General features: G+C 54.2%; 14 protein-coding genes, 1 tRNA gene and 2 pseudogenes. 7 read left to right on the top strand and 10 right to left on the bottom strand.

The features are described from left to right. Nucleotides 1-319: PfkB family carbohydrate kinase (locus DO97_RS01600; RefSeq protein ID WP_036530619.1), on the bottom strand; the 319-nt coding region annotated here is incomplete at its 3' end. 141 nt (nucleotides 320-460) lie between these two features. On the opposite strand from DO97_RS01600, the gene DO97_RS01595 reads away from it, so the two are divergent. The 3 genes from DO97_RS01595 (at nucleotide 461) to DO97_RS01585 (ending at nucleotide 2,530) form a co-directional block, all read left to right on the top strand. Further along, nucleotides 461-1,642: an aldo/keto reductase gene (locus DO97_RS01595; RefSeq protein ID WP_036530663.1), complete on the top strand. Its 1,182-nt coding sequence runs from the start codon at nucleotides 461-463 to the stop codon at nucleotides 1,640-1,642. A gap of 129 nt (nucleotides 1,643-1,771) precedes the next feature. Further along, nucleotides 1,772-1,996, top strand: a complete 225-nt coding sequence (locus DO97_RS01590; RefSeq protein WP_036530618.1) for a hypothetical protein — start codon at nucleotides 1,772-1,774, stop codon at nucleotides 1,994-1,996. Nucleotides 1,997-2,023: 27 nt separating this feature from the next. Next, nucleotides 2,024-2,530 carry a GNAT family N-acetyltransferase gene (locus tag DO97_RS01585; protein WP_036530616.1) on the top strand — a complete coding sequence of 169 codons (507 nt, stop codon included), beginning with the start codon at nucleotides 2,024-2,026 and terminating at the stop codon, nucleotides 2,528-2,530. Here the strand turns inward: DO97_RS01585 and DO97_RS30590 are convergent. The 4 genes and pseudogenes from DO97_RS30590 to speB form a co-directional block, all read right to left on the bottom strand. Then, nucleotides 2,527-4,020: pseudogene (locus DO97_RS30590) on the bottom strand (site-2 protease family protein). The gene DO97_RS01585 and the pseudogene DO97_RS30590 overlap by 4 nt on opposite strands. 115 nt (nucleotides 4,021-4,135) lie before the next feature. Further along, a complete protein-coding gene (locus tag DO97_RS01575; protein ID WP_052128249.1) occupies nucleotides 4,136-5,248 on the bottom strand; it encodes an anthranilate phosphoribosyltransferase family protein in 1,113 nt (370 codons plus the stop codon). 59 nt (nucleotides 5,249-5,307) lie between these two features. Then, nucleotides 5,308-6,257: pseudogene (locus DO97_RS01570) on the bottom strand (LysR family transcriptional regulator). Nucleotides 6,258-6,374: 117 nt separating this feature from the next. Continuing rightward, on the bottom strand, nucleotides 6,375-7,283 hold the full coding sequence (gene speB / locus DO97_RS01565) for an agmatinase (RefSeq protein ID WP_036530614.1): 909 nt from the start codon (nucleotides 7,281-7,283) through the stop codon (nucleotides 6,375-6,377). A gap of 579 nt (nucleotides 7,284-7,862) precedes the next feature. Between speB and DO97_RS01560 the strand changes: the two genes are divergently transcribed. Next, nucleotides 7,863-9,053: a homospermidine biosynthesis protein gene (locus DO97_RS01560; protein ID WP_036530661.1), complete on the top strand. Its 1,191-nt coding sequence runs from the start codon at nucleotides 7,863-7,865 to the stop codon at nucleotides 9,051-9,053. A gap of 210 nt (nucleotides 9,054-9,263) precedes the next feature. Here DO97_RS01560 and DO97_RS01555 read toward each other — a convergent pair whose 3' ends face one another. The 4 genes from DO97_RS01555 to menA all read right to left on the bottom strand — a co-directional run bounded on the left by DO97_RS01555 (nucleotide 9,264) and on the right by menA (nucleotide 14,382). Further along, complete coding sequence (locus DO97_RS01555) at nucleotides 9,264-10,475, bottom strand: GNAT family N-acetyltransferase (protein ID WP_036530613.1); 1,212 nt, start codon at nucleotides 10,473-10,475, stop codon at nucleotides 9,264-9,266. 102 nt (nucleotides 10,476-10,577) lie between these two features. Beyond that, nucleotides 10,578-12,218, bottom strand: coding sequence for an apolipoprotein N-acyltransferase (gene lnt, locus DO97_RS01550; protein WP_036530612.1), 1,641 nt, complete (start codon nucleotides 12,216-12,218; stop codon nucleotides 10,578-10,580). A 211-nt stretch (nucleotides 12,219-12,429) separates the two neighbouring features. Then, nucleotides 12,430-13,434, bottom strand: a complete 1,005-nt coding sequence (locus DO97_RS01545; RefSeq protein WP_052128247.1) for an o-succinylbenzoate synthase — start codon at nucleotides 13,432-13,434, stop codon at nucleotides 12,430-12,432. A 48-nt stretch (nucleotides 13,435-13,482) separates the two neighbouring features. Further along, entirely contained in the window at nucleotides 13,483-14,382 is a 900-nt protein-coding gene (menA, locus tag DO97_RS01540) for a 2-carboxy-1,4-naphthoquinone phytyltransferase (RefSeq protein ID WP_036530610.1), read from the bottom strand. A 71-nt stretch (nucleotides 14,383-14,453) separates the two neighbouring features. Here menA and DO97_RS01535 point away from each other — a divergent pair. Then, a tRNA-Ser gene (locus DO97_RS01535) sits at nucleotides 14,454-14,545 on the top strand. Between the two features lie 448 nt (nucleotides 14,546-14,993). Here DO97_RS01535 and DO97_RS01530 read toward each other — a convergent pair. Continuing rightward, nucleotides 14,994-15,185 (bottom strand): hypothetical protein, encoded by a 192-nt coding sequence (locus DO97_RS01530; RefSeq protein WP_162182920.1) that lies wholly within the window; start codon nucleotides 15,183-15,185, stop codon nucleotides 14,994-14,996. Nucleotides 15,186-15,337: 152 nt separating this feature from the next. Here DO97_RS01530 and DO97_RS01525 point away from each other — a divergent pair, with 152 nt between their 5' ends. Both DO97_RS01525 and DO97_RS01520 read left to right on the top strand, forming a co-directional pair. Next, on the top strand, nucleotides 15,338-15,700 hold the full coding sequence (locus DO97_RS01525; protein WP_036530656.1) for a VOC family protein: 363 nt from the start codon (nucleotides 15,338-15,340) through the stop codon (nucleotides 15,698-15,700). Nucleotides 15,701-15,720: 20 nt separating this feature from the next. Beyond that, complete coding sequence (locus tag DO97_RS01520; protein ID WP_036530606.1) at nucleotides 15,721-17,103, top strand: recombinase family protein; 1,383 nt, start codon at nucleotides 15,721-15,723, stop codon at nucleotides 17,101-17,103. Nucleotides 17,104-17,159 lie beyond the last annotated feature (56 nt).

The raw sequence follows: 17,159 nt of genomic DNA, 5'->3' as shown, positions 1-17,159 counted from the left end.
CCCCCGTGCCTTGGGTCACCAGAATGGAAGAGATCGGGGGGGAGGCCAGACGAGCCGACTCCAGATCGGCGATTGCCACCTGCTGCTGGTGTAAATCCTGCCGAATCAGTTGCGTCATCGGATGGCAACCCACCACCCCCAAGACCGTGGCATGGTTTCCCAAGTAGCGGTAGGTAACCGCAGCATTGGTAGCCGGCCCCCCTGCGGATACGCTGATGTCCGATGCCAAGATTTTTTGGTTGGCATCGGGGAGCTGTTTGACGAGATAGATCAGATCCAGGGTCACCAGCCCCACAAACAATCCCCGGTAAGTCGACATCACTTGTTACCTTAAATAGAGGTGGCGACGGCTAGAGATGGGTGGCAGCGCCAATAGCTTCCAGACCCATTCCAGTTAAAATCCTTGCGCGTTGGCTTCATCGTTCCATGAGAGAGGTTGATTCTAGGAGCTAGCCCCATGATGCAATATCGTCGTTTTGGACGCACGGAACTGTCGATGCCTGTGTTTTCCTGTGGAGGTATGCGGTATCAGTTTAAGTGGCAGCGGGTGCCGTTGGCTGAGATTCCAGAGGCATGCCAACGTAATCTAGAAGCGACCATTAATCGCGCCGTCGAACTGGGGATTACCCACATCGAAACCGCCCGAGGCTATGGGACTTCGGAGCTGCAATTGGGACAGATATTGCCGAAGCTGCCACGAAATCAATTGATTGTGCAAACCAAAGTCACTCCCCAAGGGCAGCCCCAGGAGTTTCGGCAGGCAATTGAACAATCCCTGGAAACCCTGGGGCTGGATTTTATCGATCTCTTGGGGCTGCATGGCATCAATACCGATGAAATTCTCGACCATTGTCTCCGGCCAGATGGTTATCTGGAAGTAGCCCAGCACCTCCGCGCTGCTGGCAAAGTGCGCTTCATTGGTTTCTCCACCCACGGCTCCACCGAGACGATTGTCCGGGCGATCGCCACCCATCAGTTCGACTATGTGAATCTGCACTGGTACTACATCAATCAACAAAACTGGCCGGCGATCGCGGCGGCCACCGCAGCGGATATGGGGGTGTTTATTATCAGCCCCACGAACAAAGGGGGACTCTTAGACCAACCCTCTCAAAAACTGATGGATCTCTGTGCTCCCCTAAGTCCGATTCAATTCAATGATTTGTTTTGCCTCAGTCATCCCCAAGTCCATACCCTGAGTGTGGGGGCAGCCTGTCCCGGTGACTTTGACGACCACCTCAAAATCCTGGGGTTGCTTCCCCAAGCCAGTGAAATTTTGCCCCCGATTTTACATCGGCTCCAGCAGGCTGCCTGCGAGTCCCTGGGTGAGGAGTGGTACAAAACCTGGCAGGTGGGTTTACCCAGTGCCACAGAGACACCCCAAGGCATTAACATTCCCGTGATTCTCTGGCTGTGGAATTTAGCCACCGCCTACGACCTCGTGGACTACGCCAAAATGCGCTACAACCTCCTGAGTAATGGGAGCCACTGGTTCCCCGGTGCGCAGGCCGAGGGGGTAGAAACCCTGGATTTAGCTCCATGTTTGGCTCATAGCCCCCATGGGGCTAAAATTCCCGCCATCCTGGCAGCGGCTCATCAACTGTTGGGAAATCAAACGGTCAAACGCCTGTCAGAGTCTTAATCAGACTGGTATAATTTTTTCGAGTTGATAAAAGTTAACCAAGCTCTCATTTACGGGCGGGTTCCGCCTTGACTGACTGGGAAGGCTCTCTATCCCCTCACTCCAGACCCCTGCAATCTTGTAACATCCATGGCTATCTTTCGTCAGTTCATTGCCCCGGTTCTGATTGTGATGGTATTTCTGGTAGCACTGCTGGCGGTCAGTGCCCGCATCTTCCTGCCCACGGACATGGCAGCTCCGGCTCCGGTGGAGGGGGTAAGTTTGCAGCCAACCCCGTCGGCCTTAGCTAATTTACCGCCAGCGCTGTCGGTATTGGTCAACGGATTGCCCGATGATCCGGCAATTGTGGAGTAAAGACCCTTGGCCAACTGAGGCACTGGCATGGCGGAGCTAATTCCGGGCTATGGATTGCGCACCGGCTCGGGGCTGGAGCGATCGCTGTTACTGAAGTTCTTGCAACGCACTTACCAGGAGTTTTACCCCCATCAGGATTTTGCCCATCTCTCCCGCACAGTGGAGCAGTATCTGTCTGAAGACACGCCACTCTGGTGGGTAGAGGCGGCGGTCACTGAGTCGTTCCCCGGACAACCTCGCTGGATGTCAGCAACCCAGCCCATCGGTTGTCTGTGGATGGGAAACTCCGTGGATCAGATCTCCGGCGATCGCCATGCCCATATTTTTCTGCTCTATATTAGCCCTGAACATCGTCGCCAAGGATTGGGAACAGCGTTGATGCACCATGCCGAGACCTGGGCCCAGCATCGCGGCGATCGCCAATTGGGACTGCAGGTGTTTCAGACGAACCAACCGGCGCTTAACCTCTATCGCCACTTGGGGTTTCACACCCGCTCCCTGTGGATGGTGAAACCGCTGCTGCCGGAGCGTTAACCACCAATCCCCAAGCGACCTGCCAAGCTGGGACTGAGGGGAATGAGAGTTGCCAGCATTAAAAACCAGCGCCAGTAGCCCCAAAGCAGCACGGGCGTCATCGGGTTCGGTCAATTCGTTGAAGCTGGGGCGCTCTAAGTCCCGCTGCAAAAATAAAATCACAATCCCCCAGTACAGCGCCAAGGGATTTGCCAAGGCTGCGATCGCCAGGATAATTAGGGTGACAATCGTGGCACGGCCAGCGGTTTTACGCCCATATATTGCCAACATAATCCGTCCCCCATCCAATTGTCCCGCTGGCATCAGATTTAAGGCTGTGATCACCAAACCCAACCAGCCAATCACCACCAGCGGATGAATGGAGACAATCGGCTGGTGCAGGGCTGAACCTAAGATCACCTTCGCGAGGCTGCCCACTAGGACTGACCCCTGAAAAAATTCTGAGGAAATTTGAAATTGGCTATCCGGCTGAGAGAGTAGTAACCCTCCTAACAGCATCGCAAAGGCAACCAGTCCCCCAGCGGCTGGTCCAGCAAAGGCTACATCAAACAGCACTTTGCGACTGGGAACCCAGGAGGTAAAGCGGTTCAGCGCCCCAAAGGCAGCAATTTGCCAGGTGGGGATGAAGAAGGGCAGGCTCAGCCCCACCTGGTGTCGTCGCGCCTGCCACTGATGCCCCAGTTCGTGAGCCGCCAGAATGGTCAGAATCCCCCCCGCAATAGGCAGAACCTCGGGGAAGCGTTGGATCTGCTGGAAAAAATCAAACCCCAGAAAAATCCCCGCCGTTTCTAGGCTGGTGGCAAAGGTGGCCATCAGCAACACCCCTGCCAGTAGCTTCTGAGAGAGGGCCAGCGGTTGGGGGTCATTCCGACTGGGGAGCACAACCACCACCGGCTTCTCATCGGGGCTGGGGAGCAAAAACAACCGAAAGCGATCGCCCAAGCGCTGCTGCAAATTAGCGGTTAGGCGACTGTAAACCGCCTCGGGTTCTCCCCGTAGATTGCCTTTGCACAATAACCCTGATTGGTAGGGAAGGGTTTCGGTGGCAAAAAACGTATCCACCCCAAAAATGCTTTGGATGGCTTTGACATCCTCCTCAGGGACGGGGGGGGGTCAATGGGCTCTGAGGGAGTCTTCGCCGCTGGGTTCGCCTCCGGTATTGCCTCCCGATCAGCCTGCTGCTGCAATCGAGCTGCTGCCCGTTCTCGTAACATCTCTGTTTGACCCGCAGCCCGCAAACGCTTGCCCAGAAAGATATACAGACCCGCAGAACCAACCAGAAGAAATAAAATGCTTACGAGGTTGAGGTAAATCCCCAAGGAAAACAAGCCAAAGAACAGCAGCCAGGGCACCATTAAAACCACAGACTGTAACCAGGCTAAGATTCCCAAGGTGCCAAAGGACTTGGCGCGATAAAATCCCCAAGCTAAGATTCCCAAGGCAATCAGTGCAATGGTGATGGTGGTGAAGTTGTCTGATGCAATACCCATGTCCCAGCGTTGCTCCTGAGAGCAGCCCCTGTTGAGCGGCTCAAACTTCCATTTTAACGGAAGCCCACTCCTTCAACGGCGACCCGCCGCTGCCAGCCCTCAGAATTTTCAACTCTCACTCAGCGGCGGGAGTTCCAGGGGTGGTATCTAAGACAGGCCCCTGCCCCATCAGCGCCATTGCCTGCCGTAATTCCTGGAGCTTTTGCCAGACCTTTCCCTGGGTCAGCAACGTTTCTGCCAAGGCGATGCCGGAGGAGATATCAGCACAACTGCCACAGCACCACAAATAAAAACCACTGTTCCACAGGGTTGACCGGAAGTATTCCGAGGGTTGGCCCTGGAGGGTGGACTCCATCATCGCTACCACCCCTGCGAATGTTTCTAAGGGGACATTCTTGCCTTCAAAGCCGAAGCTCCGGGGCGCTAGATTTAGGCGTTGAAAGCGTGGCTCTAAGTCGGGGGATGGGGCGGGCTGGGAGAGACCGCAAATCGCGGTGCGTTCCCTGGGTAAATCACAACTACCCTCCAGTCCCTTGACGGTTGTAAAGCGGCATGTGCCCCTCAGGGCAAAGGCCTCGCGCATGATCCCTTCCGTGGGCGGGTGGACAAATCCGCATACCAGATGAGTCTCTCCCGCGTAGGGTGACCAGATCAGTTCCAGGGTCGCCAGGGGCGGACGCTTGCCAATTTGCTCCCGGTAGGGCACCAGGGCTTCTGCGAGGGGGAAATGCTGGGGCAGATAGACGAACCCCAGCCCTACTTGGGCAAGTACCTGTTGCACCTGATTTAACGCTAAGGATGTCCAGTCAATGCCCAAGCCCTGCCAAAAGTCCACTAGGGGTTCCCCCTCTTTGGTAGGCATGCGTCGCCCTCCATGCATCACCACCGGACAATGACTTGCGGCTAAGACCAGGGCTGTGATGGGACTGATGGGTGCGGTACGCGATCGCCCATCATAGGGGGAACCTAGTACCACCACCGGGCGATCGCTGGCAATGGCAGCCAATCGTGGCCCCAACAATTCCCAGCTATCCAACATCCCAGCCATTTCTTCCCCTGTGGGGCGCTTGATCCGGTGCGCAATCAGGAAGGCACCAATTTGCGCCGGAGTCGCCTCTTGGAGCAACATCATCCGGGCGGCGGCGGCGGCTTCTTCACGAGTCAGGTGTTGGCCAGTGTGGGTGCCGCTGCCAATTTTACGGAGCAACTCTCTAAAGGCAAGACTCATGGCACTAAACCGCAACGCAACAGCAAACTCAAATGAACAGCAGTCCCTGATCCCCAGGTTTAACCGACTGGAGCCAATTGGGAACGAGCCACTTGGAGGGGCAAGAGTTCCGTCACTAATTGGCAGAAGTGCTGGATCGGGGGAATCAAGAGCCGATCGCGGGTGGTGACGAGCACAACCTGACGGGTGAGGGGAGGATCAGCCAGGGAATTAAAACCGCCGCCCGCCAGTGGTCGAATGGCCAGGGTTGGATCGGTAGCGGCTTCGACTAGGGCTGACATAGGGAGCAGGGCCACCAACTCCCCCTGGCGCACCACCCCGCGAAAGGCATCGGGGGTGTTCAGCTCCAATGCTGTATTTAATGGCATTCCCCGGCGCTCAAATTGTTCCTGCACCAGCCGCTGCATCCCATAGCCATCCTTAAATACCACTTGGGAATAGCTCGCCAAGGCGGACCAGGGAACGGATGAGTAGTCTGTGAGGGGATGATTGGCTGCCATTAAGATCTGGATTGGTTCTTCATAGAGGTTGTGCACCACCATTTCGCTAGTGGCGGTTAAAAAGCGGTTACTCATGACAATTGCCAGATCCACCAAACCATCTTTTAACACCTTCAAGGAGCGATCGCTCCCCAAGGCCGTCACCCGCAACTGTACCGATGGGTAGTCCCGACAAAACTGCTGGAGCACCGGCGGTAGGTAATGGGCACAGATCGAGTGCATCGCTGCGACACACAGCTCCGGTTGTTTGCCCTGCCGCAGATCTAAGATTTCTTGGGTGGCTAGTTGCCACTCCTGGCAAATTTTGCGGGCACGGGGTAACAGCCGTTCCCCGCCACGGTTAACTTGGACTGGGTTTGGCGATGGAACAGGGGCAGACCCAGATCGGACTCCAGGGCTTGAATCTGGCGGCTAATCGTGGACTGGGTGACACCAAACTGTTGAGCCGCTTGCTGAAAGCTCCCAGTTTGGGCGATCGCCAAAAAGGACTGCAACTGTTCTAGTCGCATTGAAGAGAGTCGAGATTGCTTTTAACCATGCAGTGACGTTAACGGATCTACATCTCCCACTTCGGTAGAACTTGATACAGCCGTCGGTGGGCTTGCTGGGAGGCAGCACTGGTTGGCTCAGGATTGCGGTGGGGCAAACTGATAACCAATCAGTTTGTAAACCAACTTGGCAGCGGTGAATTCAGAAACCACGGACCCCTCGATCGGCGCTAATTCCATGACATCGCAGCCAATCACCTGATGACGCTCAAACACTTGACGTAAAAAAGTGGTGAGGCTGTACCAGTTCAACCCCCCTGGTTCTGGGGTGCCCACACCGGGTAACAAAGCCGGATCAATACCATCTAAATCAATGGTGCAGAATACGCGCTCCGTGGCAATGCTGGCTAGTGCCCGCTCCATCCAGTCCGGTTGCGTTGCCATCTCCCGGGCACGAAACACTGTCAATGATTTGGCCTTAATCAAATCAGCTTCTTCTTTGCAGATGCTGCGAATGCCAATCTGAACCGTGGGAATGCCCATCTCGACAATCCGCCGCATCACGCAGGCATGGTTATAAATGGAGCCTTCATATTCATGGCGTAGATCTCCATGGGCATCGATCTGCACCACGGTAAAGGGTTCGGCACTGGCCTGCTGATAGGCTCTGACCAGACCCGTGGTAATGCTATGTTCTCCCCCGAGGGCGATCACAAACTTGCCGTCAGCGATCAACTTTTGGACCGTCTCTTGGGTGACCTGGAGCATTGCCTCTGGCGATAGATCCGGCTCCCCTTGGGTATCCGCGATCGCCCCATGGGTGTAAATGCCAACTGGCCAGAGTTCCTGATCCAATTCTTCGTCGTAGTACTCCACCTGATGGGAAGCATCAAGAATCGCGGCGGGGCCTGTTTGGCAGCCCTGGCGGTAGGTGGTGGTGGCTTCGTAGGGAATGGGTAAAATCACCACCTGTGCGGTGTCATAGGTGGCTGCAACGTCAGCCCCAAGAAATGGCACCACGGTAGCGGTCGTCAGTGTTGGTGTCACTATGTTTTTCCACCCAAAGAGCACCTCAATCGTGACACAATCTTCATGCAAACCGCAAAGATGGATGTTAATCTTAGGTTGTTACGAATGTTGTCTCTTCACTACGGTTTAAGGAAAGACATTGAATAGCCTTTCTTTGACTGGTCGTCCCTGGATGCCCCTGTGGTATCTAGAAATGAAACTGAAGCGTAAACGGCGGTGCGACCCCGCTCTATCCTGGGTAGATCGATGTGAAGCTCCTAGTATGAGCTGATCGACCTGTAACTATGGGTTTGCAACCCTGTAGTCAAGACATTGACTACTCTGTTTTGAGAAGTGTTTCCCTCTCAAGCATGTTTGCAAGCTGGGTCGGTCAGGCTTTCACTAAGCCAAAAGTTTTTCAGAACAAAAACTCATTCCATGGGCTGCATCCGTGAGGGAAGGCAGTCAAGTTGAGTTCTGTCCGTTGCACCTGTGCCCAGGTTCTGGAGTACCGCTAGGGATTTCAGCCTCAAGGCTCCTGGCTGATTGGGCCGGGTTCTGATTTTTTCTGTTGATTCTGTTGTTTTTTATGCGTTTGCTTCATTTGGGAGTGCAGTCATGTCTATGTTGCTCAGTCGTAAAATCGCACCCACCCCCATGCCCACTGAAATCAGTGTCGTGGATCTGATTGATGGCTATTTCACAGCCTACAATTCAGCACGGTTGCGGGAAATCTGTCACCTCCTCAGTCGAGAGGTGATGCAAGCAGGGGTCACCGTTGCCCTGAGCCTCTCTGGTGCCATGACGCCAGCGGGGTTGGGAGTGTCAGTGCTAGCACCCCTCGTGCGCAATGGCTTTATTGATTACATCATCAGTACGGGAGCCAACCTCTATCACGACCTGCACTATGGTCTGGGGCTGGATCTGTATGCTAGTCATCCGTTTGTGGATGATATCAAGCTGCGGCAGGAGGGACGGATTCGGATTTACGACATCGTTTTTGGCTATGATGTGCTGCTGGAAACCGATGCCTTTATTCGCCAGATTCTCCGGGCAGACGTGTTTCAAAAGCGGATGAGTACCGCAGAATTTCATTACCTGTTGGGCAAGTATGTGCGGGAAGTGGAACGGCAGTTGGGGATCCAAAATTCCTGTCTGTTAGCCACGGCCTATGAAGCTGGGGTGCCTATCTACACCTCGTCCCCTGGGGATAGCTCCATTGGGATGAATGTGGCTGCCCTAGCCTTAGAGGGCTCTCAACTGATCCTCGATCCATCCTTGGATGTCAATGAAACGGCGGCGATCGCCTACTGCGCCAGAGAGTCGGGAATCTCCGGGGTGGACGGTAAGAGCGCGGCGTTGATTGTGGGTGGGGGTAGTCCTAAGAACTTCCTGCTGCAAACCCAGCCCCAAATCCATGAAGTCCTGGGACTTGAAGAGCGGGGTCACGATTACTTTGTCCAAATCACCGATGCTCGACCTGATACGGGCGGCTTGTCTGGAGCCACCCCGAATGAAGCCGTGAGTTGGGGCAAGGTTGATCCCGATGAATTACCCAATACAGTGGTCTGCTATACCGATAGCACCATTGCCCTGCCAATTCTGACGGCCTACGTGATCAATCAATGCCAGCCTCGCCCCCTGAAGCGCCTCTACGATCGCCGCACTGCCATGGTTGACAGATTACGGCGAGACTATGAAGCAGCTAAATCCCAGTTGCCGAAGGATCTGGTGATTCCAGCGAGTCTCCCGGAACGAGCGAAGCCACTGGCAACCTATCCCTGCGGCACACCGATCGGGCGTCACTAGACTGCTCTCCGAGGGGGAAGATAATAGACTTAGAGGATGTTTTAAAAGGGTAGGCTTTAGCCTCAAATACAACTCAGAGGCGCGATCGCAAACCCTGGAACCCTGATTCTCTCGTATTAGCTTCTAGGTAGCTAGGGTGGTGAAACACACCCTGAAAGACTTTTAAAACATCCTCTTAGGAGGGAGTCTATTATCTTCCCCAAAAGATATTTATCCTTGTTGATCTGAAATTTCTGTATTGGTAGATGGTTGCGCTTTGAAGGGCAGTTCCTGATTTAAAGTCTCAATTTGTTGCTGCTCCAACTGATTAATTTCCCCAAGGTGAGATCGCAGAATCTGGGTCAATCGCCCATGATAAAACCGATGCAAACTGTGATTGGGAGTCGCAGGAAAGCCTCGGCGTTGTTTGTGCCGTCCCCCTGCCCCTGGATCAAACAGTTGCACCCCTTGGGCGATCGCCCATTCAATGGGGCTGTAATAGCAGGCATTAAAGTGCAAACTGTCTAGTTCTTGAGAACACCCCCAATAGCGCCCATAGAGTTGATCCCCCTTGGTCAAACAAAAAGAGAGCCCCATGGGTTGGAGACTGTCGGGTGCGGGATAGGCGGCAAAAAATACCACCCGATGGCGGTAATCGTGGGCTAATTGTTCAAAAAATGCCCGCGTCAGATATTTACTCCCCCACCAACCGAACTTATCGCAGGTATCAGCATAGAAGTCATACATCTGGGAGAACAGGGGCTTGGGGATCGCGTCTCCTGTCAAAGCCTGGATGTGGAGTCCGGCGGTTTCCAGAGCCTTGCGCTCCCGTTTAATATTGCGGCGCTGATTGCTGTTAAACACCGCTAGGTAATCCTCAAAGCTGTGAAAGCCCTGATTTTGCCAGATGTAACTGTGGTGCAACCAACTGGAAAAGCCGTGCTGCTCCATGAATTGTCGCCACTGGGGATCGACAAACAAAAAGTGACAGCCCGAGAGATGGTGACGACTACAGAAGTGATCAATCTCAGCCACCATCAGTTCCGTGACCACTGCTTCATCCGTGTCTGGAGCCATGAGAAAGCGATAGCCAATGGCGGGGGTCATCGGGGTCATGCCCACCAATTTGGGATAGTACTCCACCCCCAGCCGCTGAGCCAGATCAGCCCACTGGTGATCAAAGACAAATTCCCCAAAGCTATGCCCCTTAATATACAGCGGTGCCGCAGCCACAAGGTTGCGATCGCGCCAGACCGTTAAATGATGGGGTTGCCAACCCGTGCGAGCTGAGGCACTGCCAGACTGTTCCAAATTGTGCAGCCACGCCCACTCTAAGAAGGGAGTTTTGAGGGGCAAAGCCAGGGCATCCCAGGCGGCTGTGGGCACCTCAGCGATCTGGCTGATCCAGGTGAGGGTATAACGAGACTTGGGTGGTTCCACCATAGGGTGCAGTTGATCCAGAAACGGCTATCCATTGCCAGGGGTATCTTGCTCTCTAGGGTATCGAATCTTGCTGGCCTGCCACTGTTACCCTGAGATCACCGCTCATCGGGTGGAGCCTTTGAGGACGAGCAGCAGTCCTCCGCTGCCCAGACTAACCATCAGTAGCAATGGGGTGAACCAGTTGCCCCAATGATCATAGAGGGTCTGGGTTTGGCGGCGCTGAATCGTGGCCGCATGAATGGCATAGACATTGTGCTGAGATCGCCACTGAATGCGGCCATGGGGATCGATCACCCCTGAGTAGCCCGTATTGGTTGCCTGAACCAGCCAGCGATCTGTTTCAATGGCTCGCATGGTTGCTTGGGCGAAGTGTTGGGAGAGGGCAATCGGGCTGTAGGGATCAACATTGGAAGCGGTGAGAATAAACTGCCCCCCCGCTGCCACCTGGTCTCGTAAGATGTCTGGAAAGGCCACTTCATAACAAATTGCCACCGCTGCTCGGCCAAATGGTGTGTCAAAATGCTGACTCAGACTGCCAGGTAGGAGATCCGATTGGCTCACCGAGAGGCGATGCATCAACCCTCCCAGAAGTTCAGCAAAGGGGGTGTATTCTCCTAAGGGAACCAGCTTAATCTTGTTGAAGTGACTGAAGATTTCTCCCGTCCCCGTAATCGTTAGCAGGCTCTGGGTAATCGGTACTGATCCGTCTGCGCTGGTGAGATTCCTTTGGGGCAACCAGGTTCCCAACCACAGCACCACGCCTTGGCGTAGCACGGCCTCATAGAGGGGGTTTCCCCGTAGTTGTTGCGGTTCCCAGAGTAGGGGTAAGGCTCCTTCAGGGGTCAGTACCGCTGCCACACCCTGATCAGCTAAGGTTTCGTAGCCACTGGTATAACCTGCGATCGCCTGTTGAATTCCCGTAGCTGAGAGTTTAATCCGGGTGGGAATATTGCCTTGGACGATGCCAATGTTCAGTACATCCCTGGGAGTTTGCACCAGGGGACGACTGTAGAGCCATAAACCCAGCAAATGCACCGCCACAAAAAGCACCACCACTCCTCCCAGACCCCTGCACAGGATTTCAGAACTAGCGTTCAGCAGCGAATGTCGTTGAGAATTGGAGGCGGAAGGATTCAACGGCATCAGACGCCGGGGGTGGGCTTGATCATGAATCCAGGCTTCGGCGATGCCCCCATTGACCGCCACAATCGCTGCTGAGACCGTCAGGGGGCCGGAGAGTTGCCCCAGATGCAAGATCGCCAGGTTATGGGGACTTTGGGTATAGGCCAACGCTGTCCAGTAGAGTGGTCCCAACCCCCAGAGGTATTCCAAGCCACACCAAAGAGCGGTGCCTGCGAGGATACGCCACCAAGGGGCAACGGGGAGCAGCCGCCCCAACCAGCGCAGGCTCCAGCCCCAGAGAAGAACCATCACAGCTCCCCAAAGGGTAATGAACAGCCAGCAAAACAGGACAATCCCTAAACTCGCCAACCAGGGAATTCCCATCCAGGTCAGAGGATGAAGTCCGGTAATCCAGGAGAGCGCCAGGCCGTGATATCCCATTCCCCAAAGCAGGGCTAGAAAGGTTAACGGCTTGCCGGAACGCCGGGGCTGAGCCATCCAAACCCACAGCGGTACCAACGCCACCCAAGCGAGGAGCCAGAGATTCAAGGGCGCAGGGGCAAGTCCCATCAGCAAACCACTTCCTAAAGCCACAAGAGCCTTTAACCACCGAGTTTTCATGGGGCACCCGCAGACGGCAACATTTCTTAAAGGTATCAAAACAGCTGTCACCCCATCGGGAAACAGCGCTTACGAAGTTAGAACCCCTAACCCCCTTAACAAGGGGGCTTCCGGAATTCCTCCCTTTTTCTAGCCCAGCGGCTCAAAGCGCGGGGGCAGGGGACTGCTCGGAGAGCGGTTGTTGACCATCAAGGTTTCAGCAATCCAGTGGTCAAGGTTCAGGAGCGGGCGGAGCAAAGGGATCGGCATCTCCAGCAATGAGTTGCGCATCCGGTATCCAGGTCTGCGTCCCATAGCCGACCGCACGACGATTTCCAGGGGCGCTGACGGGTAGGGTAGCTGCCAGTTGCAGTCCGGCCTGTCTGCCGATAGTGGTTTCCAACACGGAAGAAGCCACCCAATCCAATTGATACTCGTGGCAGAGCCGTCGTAGTTGCCTGGGAGAACCAGCGATCGCTGGCTTGATCACAAAAATTCCCCGCCACCCTTGGTGATAGCAAGCTTGCAATTGTCTCAGGGTGGCAACCGATTCATCCAGAGCCAGGGGGGTGGCGTAGCGGCGGCTTAAGTCTAAGAGGGCCGGGAACTGATCAACGGCTAGGGGTTGCTCCAAAAATTCAATCCGGGGAAGTGCTTCACCATGGTTGATTTGGTCACAACATTGGAGCCATTGGGTTGCTTGCAGCCAGTCCAGTCCCGCGTTGGCATCAAGACGGAGCTGTGCCGAGGATGGCAACGTCGCCACTAGTTGCGCCAAGATCCGCTGCTCCTGCTCCCAGGGGTAGACCGCAATTTTCCACTTAAAGGTGCGATAGCCCTGATGCCACAGGAGCTGCCATGCCTGGAGTGCCTGTTCGCCAGCGGGGAGGAGGGCACTGTAGGTCAACTGACTCAGATCCGCCTCTGCATCGAGATTTTGCAGACTTGACCACGCAGATTCAAACCCAAATTGACAGGCAGGGAGATGGGACGGTATCCCCAGAACCCTCTCCTCAGAAATGCGGTCTGGGAGTTGACGGCAAAAAGCCAGGGCTTGGGCGAGGCTTTCGGAGCCAAACCAGGGCAGGGGGGAAATTTCACCCCAACCGACTCGACCCTGGCGATCGCAGAGTTGAAGAATCATCCCTTCCCTGATCTCCCAGAAACCATGATGGGTCAGGAGCGGCGGCTGTAAAGGGTACTGATAGGGCCAGTACTTAAATTGATAGTCATCCAAGGGGGGCAGACATACAGGACACTAAAATTTTCCATCGATCGCTGAGGGTTAACCGAGCACAAATCCCAGTCCCAATAGCATCCCACTGCAAAAGTGCAGTGCCACCGCAATGAACTTACAGTTACTGACTTGATCGGGCTGGTCATGGTAGGTCTGGACATGGCGGACTAACTGCACCGCAAAGGGGAGACTGAGAAATACCAAGAGCGTCCAGAGAGGGAAGCTGCCCAAGAGGACAAACAGCAACGTCAACCCATACAGGCTGCCACAGACCCAGGGTAATAGTGCTGCGCCCCGCGCTGTTCCTAAGCGCACAATCGGCGATCGCTTGCCAGCGGCTAAGTCGTCAGCCACCTGATGAAAGTGGGAACAAAACAGGATCAAACTGGTGGTCAGGCCCACAATTACCGCAGCCGCCAGGTTTGTGAGGGACCAGGACTGTACCTGGCTATAATAGACCGCGGAGAGGGCGAGAGGGCCGTAGCAGATAAAACATATCAGCTCCCCCCACCCCTGATAGCCAAATCGAAAGGGGGGCCCCTGGTAGCTGTAACCCAAGGCACAACACAGCAGAATCAAGCCGATAACGGTTGGATCATGCTGCTCCCAGGAGATCGCGAGAATTCCTAAAATCCCCAGGAACAGGAGTCCATTGCCAATCCAAAATATCAGGGGTTTATTCCCCGTCAAGTTCACTAAGGAATGGGCTTTATGCTGATCAATGCCCGTGTCAGCATCATACACATCATTACTGACGTTGCTCCAGGCAACAATCAAGATAGCAGCAGCCAGAAAAGTAGCAAAGATCCAGGGATGGAACCTTTGGGTTTCTGCCCAGGCAACGGCAGAGCCAACCCAAATGGGGAGTACCGCGACACTGTACATCGGTGGCTTAATGGCAGCTAGCCAGAGCCTTTTAGAAGAGTTGGGTAGGGATTGAGTTGTCATTCGTTTGCATCCGTATCAGCTTGCATCTTTGCATCACTGTCAGATCTGCTATCATATATTTCTCTAAGCTTGGAGAGGTGGCTGAGCGGTCGAAAGCGGCAGATTGCTAATCTGTTGTATGGCAGGTAACTCCATACCGAGGGTTCGAATCCCTCCCTCTCCGTATCTAGCTTCCAACGATTTATTAACCCATGTCAGCTCAGGTAAATTGAACTGACTATAGTTGTTTGAGCTAGAACTTAGGTAGATCCTAGTGTGATAGTACTCAAAATCTGGTTTTAAGTACTATATGTAGTGTTTGAAAGCCCAGAAGCTACTTGTTTTGCGTCAGTCCTGTGAGGGTAGAATTTAGGGAAATTTAGCTTATCCTGCGGGAAGCCGAGCACTGTAGATGGGAATTGTGTTGACTCAAGAGCGGTTCAGTGTCGGGTAGTTCAGGGAACGAAGGCAAACCGCAGTCTTGGCTTCAGTCAAAATCCAGGAGCAAATTAAGCAATTCAACCAGCAGTTGAAGCTCTTCTTTATCAAGGTTGAGTCATCTGTCGCCCTTGTCGCCCTAGAACGTGTAGAGCAGTGCCGAGGGACTGGCACTGCATCAACGTTGACAAGACTTAAGCCGGAAGATAGTCGTAGATTAAAGCATTGAGACAGAGCCAACCCAGTATGATCAGCGGCCAACCTGGAACCATCGGAACAGGCACAAAAACAATCCCCAACAACAAACTGAGGGCACCAACGGCGATCATGGTAACGTTCCAGTAAGATTTGATCGTGTTGGCAATGTTATTCAACCAGTTGCCCATGATGAACTCCTTGCGATGCATAAAATCTCTCTAGATTAGTAGCAACTTTAGGGGGAAAGATCCACCATTCGTTACCCCTGTGCACTTGGTGATCATTATAGAGGTTAGCCTAGAGGGAGGTTAGCCGTTCGTTGCTGATAAAGCCGATGCAGATTCAGATTACCCACTGTCTTCATGCCGCACTTTTGGTCTCTGATTTAGAGCAGTCAACCCACTTCTACGGCAGCATTCTGGGACTCCCCCAGGTCGATCGAGCACTGAAATTTCCAGGAGTCTGGTATCAAGTTGGGAGCTTCCAGATTCACTTGATTGCAGCTGCTACTGTCCCTAGTGATCGGATTAATGAGGATAAATGGGGGCGAAATCGCCACATTGCTTTCTCAGTGGCTAATGTGCAAGCAGCCCAGGATTGCCTCCTAGCACATGGGTGCCCGATCCAGACCAGTGCCTCGGGTCGCGCCGCGCTCTTTACCCAAGATCCAGATGGCAACATGATTGAATTAAGTCAAGGTTGAGTCTGTGTCCCCCAGTATCCATGAGAATCATTGCCTATCTCTATACTGATTCGTTACTAGAGCCCCAGCCTGATCATGACCTTTGGGGCTGGGAAATCGATCGGGTTTACCAAGATCTGTCAGTGCGCAAGCCTTCTCCCCATCGAGAACTCCGCCCCCAGTTTCAACAACTCCTCACCGATGCCCAGGTGGAAGCGGCGGACTATTTATTGATTCGTCGGTTAGAAGAACTGGGCACATCTTTGCAACAGGTCAGCGATCGCCTCTCAGAATTGACCGTCTTGGGCATCCAGGTGATCACAACCGAACAAAACTATCCCCTGGCAACTCCAGCCAGTGATCCGTCCCTTGGGGCGATCGCCATCGACTCCTCTGCCGCCATTGCCGCAACGGATCAGCGCGTCAGTCTCCTGAAATTGTTACAGGAGGTTCAACGCCAACAGCGCAGCCGCCAGATTCGCCAGGGTCATGCCCGCAATCGACTGAAGGCTATACCCCCTCCTGGTCGTGCCCCCTATGGGTATCGCCGAGGGAAGGAGCGTTACGCCCTCGATCGCAACGCCGCCACAGTGGTCAAGGATTTTTTTGAACATTTTCTCCTCTATGGATCGTTGCGGGGAGCCGTTCGCTATCTCGATCAGCAACACGGCAAGAAAATTTCGGTGTCCACCGCCCATCGTTGGCTGACGAACCCAGTCTACCGAGGAGATTTGGCTTATCACAATGGTCAAACCCTCTCCAATACCCATGTGCCGATTCTCTCGCGGGAAGAAGCCGCTCAGGTGGATCGGCTGTTACGTCGGAATCGGCGGTTGCCCCCTCGCACCGCCAGTGCTCCCCGATCCTTGGCAGGGTTGGTGATCTGCGCTGCTTGCCAGTCTCCCATGACCATTACCCGTGTGACGGCTCCGCGCCGGGTGCAGGAATATCTCTATCTACGACCCACCCGGTGTCCCCAGCAACCTCGATGTGGCTCGTTGGTTTATGACCAGGTGCTGGAGCAAACGATTCAGGTGATTTGTCGTGATCTGCCCTTGGCGGTGGCAGGGGGGCCGCTCCCAGATATGGAGGGAATCAAGCAGGGACTTGTAGGGGCGATCGCGCAAAAAGAAGGGGTGTTAGACCAGATCCCAGACTTAGTTCACACCGGAGTATTGGATAGCGAAACCGCAGAGTTGCGAGTTTATAAGCTGCGAACTGAAATATCTCAATTACAAGCCCAGATGGCACAACTGCCCCCGGTTAATTTGCAAGCATTGGCTCAAACCGTCTCGATTCCGCGTTTTTGGCTGGATCTCTCAGAGGCAGAGCGGCGTTTCTACTTTCGGGAATTTATTCGTCAGATTGAGATTTTACGGGAGCCTCAGCAGGTGTTAGTTCGTTTGAGCTTTATTTTCGGGTAAAGGTTAGGGCGGCGACTCAAAGGTTTTCTACCGCCGTTGAGTGATGCTGTTAAGCT

The sequence above is a fragment of the Neosynechococcus sphagnicola sy1 genome (genome assembly GCF_000775285.1).
Lineage (GTDB): Bacteria > Cyanobacteriota > Cyanobacteriia > Neosynechococcales > Neosynechococcaceae > Neosynechococcus > Neosynechococcus sphagnicola.
The sequence above is the reverse complement of the archived record's forward strand: the minus strand, read 5'-3'. Positions and strand labels throughout refer to the sequence as shown.

Coding starts and splice junctions, on each gene's coding strand:
- DO97_RS01595 (WP_036530663.1), top strand. CDS start 461: ATGCAATATCGTCGTTTTGGACGCACGGAACTGTCGATGCCTGTGTTT.
- DO97_RS01590 (WP_036530618.1), top strand. CDS start 1,772: ATGGCTATCTTTCGTCAGTTCATTGCCCCGGTTCTGATTGTGATGGTA.
- DO97_RS01585 (WP_036530616.1), top strand. CDS start 2,024: ATGGCGGAGCTAATTCCGGGCTATGGATTGCGCACCGGCTCGGGGCTG.
- DO97_RS01575 (WP_052128249.1), bottom strand. CDS start 5,248: ATGAGTCTTGCCTTTAGAGAGTTGCTCCGTAAAATTGGCAGCGGCACC.
- DO97_RS01560 (WP_036530661.1), top strand. CDS start 7,863: ATGTCTATGTTGCTCAGTCGTAAAATCGCACCCACCCCCATGCCCACT.
- DO97_RS01555 (WP_036530613.1), bottom strand. CDS start 10,475: ATGGTGGAACCACCCAAGTCTCGTTATACCCTCACCTGGATCAGCCAG.
- lnt (WP_036530612.1), bottom strand. CDS start 12,218: ATGAAAACTCGGTGGTTAAAGGCTCTTGTGGCTTTAGGAAGTGGTTTG.
- menA (WP_036530610.1), bottom strand. CDS start 14,382: ATGACAACTCAATCCCTACCCAACTCTTCTAAAAGGCTCTGGCTAGCT.
- DO97_RS01530 (WP_162182920.1), bottom strand. CDS start 15,185: ATGGGCAACTGGTTGAATAACATTGCCAACACGATCAAATCTTACTGG.
- DO97_RS01520 (WP_036530606.1), top strand. CDS start 15,721: ATGAGAATCATTGCCTATCTCTATACTGATTCGTTACTAGAGCCCCAG.